Source organism: Allobosea sp. NPDC055594 (assembly GCF_053618995.1).
On the sequence record NZ_JBSHIO010000038.1, the window covers coordinates 1 to 6,782 of the forward strand.

The 6,782-nt window shown below is 63.9% G+C and carries 5 protein-coding genes; 4 read left to right on the plus strand and 1 reads right to left on the minus strand.

Translation table 11 applies throughout. The features are described from left to right. Positions 1–397 precede the first annotated feature (397 nt). A complete protein-coding gene (locus ACWGRX_RS26745) occupies positions 398–1,834 on the minus strand; it encodes a S8 family serine peptidase (protein WP_452120039.1) in 1,437 nt (478 codons plus the stop codon). Positions 1,835–1,988: 154 nt separating this feature from the next. Between ACWGRX_RS26745 and ACWGRX_RS26750 the strand changes: the two genes are divergently transcribed. The 4 genes from ACWGRX_RS26750 to ACWGRX_RS26765 all read left to right on the plus strand — a co-directional run bounded on the left by ACWGRX_RS26750 (position 1,989) and on the right by ACWGRX_RS26765 (position 6,594). Continuing rightward, on the plus strand, positions 1,989–3,794 hold the full coding sequence (locus ACWGRX_RS26750; protein WP_452120040.1) for an adenylate/guanylate cyclase domain-containing protein: 1,806 nt from the start codon (positions 1,989–1,991) through the stop codon (positions 3,792–3,794). Between the two features lie 44 nt (positions 3,795–3,838). After that, positions 3,839–4,945: a phosphatase PAP2 family protein gene (locus ACWGRX_RS26755; RefSeq protein WP_452120041.1), complete on the plus strand. Its 1,107-nt coding sequence runs from the start codon at positions 3,839–3,841 to the stop codon at positions 4,943–4,945. Positions 4,946–5,298: 353 nt separating this feature from the next. Continuing rightward, positions 5,299–5,664, plus strand: coding sequence for a DUF1127 domain-containing protein (locus ACWGRX_RS26760; RefSeq protein WP_452120042.1), 366 nt, complete (start codon positions 5,299–5,301; stop codon positions 5,662–5,664). A gap of 87 nt (positions 5,665–5,751) precedes the next feature. Beyond that, positions 5,752–6,594, plus strand: a complete 843-nt coding sequence (locus ACWGRX_RS26765; protein WP_452120043.1) for a class I SAM-dependent methyltransferase — start codon at positions 5,752–5,754, stop codon at positions 6,592–6,594. Positions 6,595–6,782: the final 188 nt, after the last annotated feature.

Sequence of the window (6,782 nt, forward strand, 5' to 3'; positions counted from 1 at the left end):
CGGGCCGCGGCTTCCTCCCCTGGAGGCTTTCGGACGCCGGCCCTCAGCCCGGTCAGACCCCGCCCGCACGGACCGGCATCCGAAACCCTTCACATTGGCGGACGTTGGCTTGCCGCCTGAAAGCGGACCTACTCAGCGAAGCCCGTGACGCGAATTCGCGGCGTCCTGGACTTCGGGAAAGCCTCCTCCGGAAAGCAAGGGCGAGGCGTCCGATAGCAGGCTCTCGCCCGATCCTGGGGCGCTGTCCGCGCCAGCTAACCGGTACTCGGAGCGCAGTCCGCTCGCGTGCAGAACGCTCATTGCGGCCACCGAAGTTACAGCGTCGCGGCTAGGAACCCAGTCTGGCTTGAGGATAGACCGTAGCGTCGTTGTGAGGAGCAGCAGCCCTTGAATCGGCCTAGTTTCCCATTTTTGCCGAACGGCGCATCGGTCGGGTTGTTGGTTGTCCAGACTGATTCAATGCCGCCGCGGTCGCGGCGAGATTGAGAATGCCGTGCCCAGTTCGCTCCTGCCAGCCCCGGGGACCATAGGGCTGAGCTGCATTGCGCCGGATGGCATCCGCAAGCCGTTCCGTTGTCAGCGTGCTGGATCGCCACTTCGTGCGCATGAGCGCAACAGCGCCCGCCGCGAGACCGCATGCCGCGGAGGTGCCGGTGTTGCGGCCCGGGTAGTCGTCGCTCGCAAACTGGCTGGGCGCACATACATCCGGCTTTTCTTTCTCCATGCCATCGATACCCGGTCCCTGGCCCGAATAGCCGAGCCAGAGCCGATCGTTGCGCACAGCACCCACTGTCAACACCTCCCGCAACGCATTGGCTCCATTGATGCCGCCGGACGGGCCCGTAAAATCTGGAGAGCAGCGCGGGTTCGGGCAGAATTGGCCACAGTTGCCGGCGGCAAAGACAAGATCGGCTCCAATCCCGTTCAACAGCCGTAATGCAATCGCAATCGGGTGGGCGGGATTGTCGGCATAAGATGCCTGGCCCGGTTTCACGGTCGGATCGAAGACGCCCCAGGCATTGCAGATCACCCAGCCCTCTGCCTTCCGCCCCCCGGCGGCAATGGTACTGAACACGGAAAACAGCGCGGCTGCGACGGAACTGAGGAAGATAGGCAATCGTGTGACGCCGTCTGGGATTGCCGGGCAATCCAGCAGATTCAGCTTGGCAGAAGAGCCGGCAGCGAGCGCAACGGCCTGTGCATTTCGCGCCACCATTTCGCCGTGAGAGGTCAGCGGGTTGCCCGGCAGTCGTACCGCGCCGCCGAAATGTGCTGGATCCTCCAGCACGGCCCAACCTTTGAAACTGCCCGCCGGAAGGAGGCCCAACCGCAAGCCGGTGTCCACGAAGACGATGTTGACTTGCTCGGGCCCCGGCAATCCAGCCGCAGCCAGCAACGTCGGGTTGGCCCGGATTGTCCTGAGTGCTGTGGCACGATCTCCCATCAATCCATCGTCGGCTTCGTTCGGGCACCAATGAGTTGAGACTGCATCCTGCGCCGGATTCACGACGAGATCCGCGCCGAGACCGACGTCAGATCCAAAATTCTCACGTGTCACATTGTTGGCGAAGGTTTCCGCGACCTCCGGTCCACCATGAACGACGATCCCGAAAACCAGAAAGTCGAGAAGTTCATCCTTGGAGATGTCGACGCCAGCAGGGGGCGGAATATTCGACGGGTAGGCAACCACGCTGAACAAGTCATCACGCCCGAAGCGCATTCTGGCGTTGAGTTGCCGATGGACTTCTTCGGAGTTCCAGCGCTTGTAAGCGTCGCGCAGTTCTTTCCAGGCGTGAACGGACAGTACCAGGCGGATTTCGTTCGGGTCGGACATCCTGAGCCCCCGATCCTGCCGCGGGCCGGCTCCCGCCGGCCAGCACTTTCAAAAGACTAGCGCTCAGGCGCTTCGAGCGCCATGATAATCGTAATGCCCGGGGCCGGCGAACGGCGCCCCGACCGATCGGATCCAGCCGCAGGTGGGTGTGCCGATGGTGTTCGCTTCCGACGTCGACGCCAGCGGAAATGTCGCCGCCCCAGCCAACGGCGGTCGTCACACGGTCGCCATCGCCTTCGCCGATGTTGTTGGCTACTCGACGCTCATGGCCGCCGATGAGGTCGGCACCTATGGGCGATGGATGGGCCTCCTGCACGGCTTGATCGAGCCCGAGACGGAACGGTGCAGAGGCCGCATCGTGGACGTGCTCGGCGACGGCGTCCTGGCCGGGTTCCAGGCCGCAAGCGATGCCGTCGCGTGGGCTCGCGCCATCCAGCACAGCGTCAGGGCCGATCTGGAGGCTGCCAGCTCGGCCGACACAGTGCCGGTCGTGCTCCGTATCGGAATCCATGTTGGCGACGTGTTCGAGAGCAACTCCCAGATTTTTGGGGATGCGGTGAATTTTGCGGCGCGGTTGCAGTCACACGCGGCGCCCGGCGGAATCGTGATCTCCGAACGCGTGTGGGATGCGCTGGACGCTTCGACTCGGGCCGATCTGCGAGATCTGGGATATGCCGATCTGAAGGGCTTCCATAAGCGCGCGCGCCTGTTTGCGATCGAAACAGAACTGGTACGGGTCACCGTTCCGATTCAGACAGGAGCCGGACTGCCCTCCCTCGCCGTACTGCCACTGCTCGATCAGGATGGGGATACGGAAGATGCTCATTTCGGAGACGGATTCGCGGAGGACGTGGGCATGTCGCTCGCCGGCCTGCACGAGCTGTTCGTCGTTTCCCCGGCATCGAGCGCCATCTTCCGCGGACGCCAGCCGGACCCTCGAGAGGTGGGCCGTGCACTGGGCGTGCGTTACGCGCTTCTCGGGAGAATGCGCCGCATCAGCGAAGGGTACGGCATCTCGGTGCAGCTCTGCGACACGCATTCGGGCGAGACGCTCTGGGGCGAGCGAGCGCGCATCGGCAGGGGCGAGATTTTCGATCTGCAGGACGAGGTGGCCCGCAAGATCGCAATCGGGCTCGCGCCACAGGTGCGCTCTGCCGAACTCCAACGCGCGATGCGCAAGTCACCGGAGAGCCTCACAGCCTATGATCGGATGCTGCGCGCCCTCTACACGATAGCGAGTGCGGATTACGACACGTTCGAGCGAGCACGCAGCTACTTGGCGGAGGCGATGGTCGAGGAGCCCGACTTCGCTCTGCCGGTCGCCTGGGCCGCACGATGGCACAGCGTGCGGATCGGACGCGGGTGGTCGCAGAATCCGGACGACGACGCATTGCAGGCGCTAGAGCTTGCAATGCGCGCCACAAGCATCGACAGGGCGAACGCATTGGCTCTCGCCACCCTGGGGCACATGAACACGATGCTGCGGCGTGACAGCGACGCTGCGCTGCTATGTTTTAGTCAGGCTCTCTCGGCCTGCCCGAACCACGCCCTCGTCTGGACGCTTTCCAGCGCGACGCTCGCCTATCTTGGCAAAGGCGAGGAGGCGGTGCGTCGCGCCGAACATGGCCTCCGGCTCTCGCCGCATGATCCGATGCGCTATTCGCAGCTCATGTTTCTGGGCATCGCGCACTACGCCAGCGGCAGCTTCGACGAGGCTGTGCGCTGGCAACGTCGCTCGCTGGCTGAGAACCCACTGCATGGGGCGACGCTCCTGCTGCTCGCGGCGGCTTTGGCTGCGGCTGGCTCGCAAGAGGACGCCCGGCAGGTGGCTGCCCGGTTCATGGCCGTGCGCCCCGGTTTCTCGCTGGACATGTATGCACGTACGCGCCTGCCGTTTTTCGAACCCGGTCTGCGCGAGGCCTTCGCCGCACATTTGCGGCAGGCAGGCCTGCCGAACTGATAGCGCGGGCATAATCGCCTAAAATTCCTAACATGGAGGGGGAAATGGTGCGCAATGGAGCATTCGGTCCCGCCGACGGGGCTGACGGAGCCGATGGCGCGGAAGGCTTCGAGAACTTCGACGCGCTGGGAGGCGGGCGCGGCTCCGTTTTTCGCCCAATCGGTGTCGCGCCGGAAATGGAAATCAGGAAGGACGACGGCGAAACGGATTATCGCGGTCATCGCTGGCCGCCACGCCTTGGCCACGCCTGGCCCCCCAGTTTGCCGACCGATTGCTGGCCCATCGCGCCAGACGCGATCGCGCCGCGCCTGACCGATTTCACGCCCGACAACGCTTCTTTGCTCGTCCTTGCGGAATTCATGAAGTTGAAGACGCCTGCAGGACAGTTGGCCTGGACCAAGCTCATGCGGTCCAACGACATGCAGGATGACATCGGTTCTATATTCGATGTCGATGGCGACAACTGCTCGGCCGTTCAAAGGGAGTTAAAACACCTGCGACGACTTTCTCAATTCCGACCTGGCGTAATGTCCGAAGCGCTAGCTCAACGCAATGGCATCATCGGATATTTCCGCGCCTTGCTGCAATTCAACCTTCAAACGCATCCTTATACGTATTATTTCACGGCCACGGCACTGCGACTTGGGCAGTTCCTTTGCATGTACTACAAGGACATGTTCAACCGCCCGCGACCTGTCCGCCTCGATCCGAGCCTGCTCGCTCCGATCGATCCTCCAGGACATCCAGCCTATCCGAGCGGGCACGCGACCCAATCTTTCCTCATTGCGAAATGCCTGGAGCAGGTGGTTCCGGTTGCGCTGGTTTCACGCCCCCCGGACGCCAGCAACCCCAAGGGCCAGCCGGGTCCGTTCTGGCTGCTGGCCGAGCGCATCGCCAAGCTCCGCGAGGTCCTCGGAGTGCACTATCCGAGCGACACCAAAGGCGGCCTTCGTCTGGCCGAAGGCGCGTTCCCGCTGATGCTCAAATGCCCACGGATCGCTGGCCAAGCAGGTGCCGACATCGACGGCGACGGCGTCCCGGACAACCAGCTCAAGGATGCTACCGGCGGGCCTTTGTCGATCGCCGGACAGCCGATCTATGATGACGGTTGGCTGGCCCTCGCGCGCCGGGAGTGGGAGCCGCGTCAGTGAGGCCGGACCTCCCGCCCGCGCCCCATGCGAAAGCGTTCGCTTAGACTGTTTCGCCGCGATTGATCGCCCAATTTCTGTGGTCGCTCCCGGCCGCTCGTGGGGCGAGCACAGCGTGCTTTGACCGCGCGAAGTTCCGACCCTCACGATTATCCTCAAGCATGAGATTTGCGAGGAAGCGGCGACAATCTCGCAGCCACCGGGCGCTTCGGCACCTGACAGCTTTCGCTCGCCATCGGCCGCGCCGCCACCCTCAAGCACCTATGTGCGGCACCTCACAGACGCGGTGCCTCCCGAGCTGCCAAAACGCCGCAACACCGCCCAAGGAAGCGGCGGACAAGCAAGGGAGCGGCATAATGTACGCGGTCAAGAGCGACTTTTTTCACGATATCGACGATCTGGCCGACATGCTGCGGCCTCGCACCAAGTCGGTGCTCGATCGGCTGGCCGGACGCATGGCGGTCGGGCAGATCGTTGGCGAGCGGTGCTTCTATGAAGTCCATGGCCCCTTCATCTCGCCTGATCAAAAGCCTGTCCGGCGCCCTCTGACGACCAGGCTGATCGAGACTCTGTCGAAGCGGCTGCGCCGGATCGCCCTCGTGGGGCGGCTTCGCCACGCGGCAAATGCATTGTCGCGCCTCGACGACAAGATGCTGAAGGATATCGGCATCACTCGCACGGAGATCGAGTTCCTCGTGCCGCGCGCCGATCCGCGGCCGTGACCACGCGCTGCACGGCGCCCTCCCGAGGTGCCGTGCCCCCCCGTTCACCCAGGCCCATCCAGCAAAGCTCACGAGGAGACACGTCCAATGTCCACCACGCTTCAGGGCAAGGCCGTTCAGAAGATCGACCATGAGGCAATCAAACTCTGCCAGCATGGTGCGTGGTCGTCCGGCGACTATGCCGTCGTTGGCACGACCTTGCAGATCGTCGGCGAACGCCTGTGCGAGGCGCTTGACTTGCGCAGCGGCCAGGCCGTGCTCGATGTCGCCGCCGGAAACGGCAATGCCAGTCTCGCTGCGGCGCGCCGCTGGTGCGATGTTACCAGCACGGACTATGTCGCGGCCTTGCTCGAACGTGGCCGCGAGCGCGCCGCGGCCGAACATCTGGACATCTCCTTCCGTGAAGCCGACGCCGAAGCTCTGCCCTTCGCGGATGGCCAGTTCGACGCGGTCATGTCGACCTTCGGGGTGATGTTCACGCCTGATCAGGAGCGCGCGGCCTCGGAGCTGCTGCGGGTCTGCAGGCATGGTGGCAAGATCGGCCTGGCTAACTGGACGCCGGACGGCTTCATCGGTCATCTCTTCAAGACGATCGGAAAATATGCCCCGCCGGCCCCCGGGCTGCGTTCGCCCGCGCTCTGGGGCACCGAGGAGCGCCTGGCCGAGCTATTCGGTTCAGCAGGCGCCTCGGTCCAGGCGACGCGGCGCGACTTCGTCTTCCGCTATCGCTCACCGGAGCACTGGCTCCAGATCTTCAGCGACTACTACGGACCAGTCCTCAAGGTCTTTGGAGCGTTGGACCATCCAGCCAAGGCGGCGTTGACGCGTGACCTGATGGCGCTGGTCGCACAGTTCAACCGATCGGGCGATACCACGATGGCTGTGCCGAGCAGCTATCTCGAGGTCGTCGCCACGCGAAGACTGAACTGAGCTCAGCCGCCCCGTCCACACCTGTGCTGGGGCGGCCCGCCCCTAAACCTCACTATCCTTCCGCGGCAACAGGCTTACGCCGGTTGCCGCGCCCCCCCAAACACATACTGCCGCCACCCGCTAACCCGGGGGGTGTCTCTTATAAAAAAAAACCAGCCCACCAGACTGGTGGAAAACGCGGATTCCGG

Bases quoted from the DNA above. Each gene is read 5' to 3' on its own strand.
- ACWGRX_RS26765 (WP_452120043.1), top strand. From the start codon at position 5,752: ATGTCCACCACGCTTCAGGGCAAGGCCGTTCAGAAGATCGACCATGAG.
- ACWGRX_RS26755 (WP_452120041.1), top strand. From the start codon at position 3,839: ATGGTGCGCAATGGAGCATTCGGTCCCGCCGACGGGGCTGACGGAGCC.
- ACWGRX_RS26750 (WP_452120040.1), top strand. From the start codon at position 1,989: ATGGTGTTCGCTTCCGACGTCGACGCCAGCGGAAATGTCGCCGCCCCA.
- ACWGRX_RS26745 (WP_452120039.1), bottom strand. From the start codon at position 1,834: ATGTCCGACCCGAACGAAATCCGCCTGGTACTGTCCGTTCACGCCTGG.
- ACWGRX_RS26760 (WP_452120042.1), top strand. From the start codon at position 5,299: ATGTACGCGGTCAAGAGCGACTTTTTTCACGATATCGACGATCTGGCC.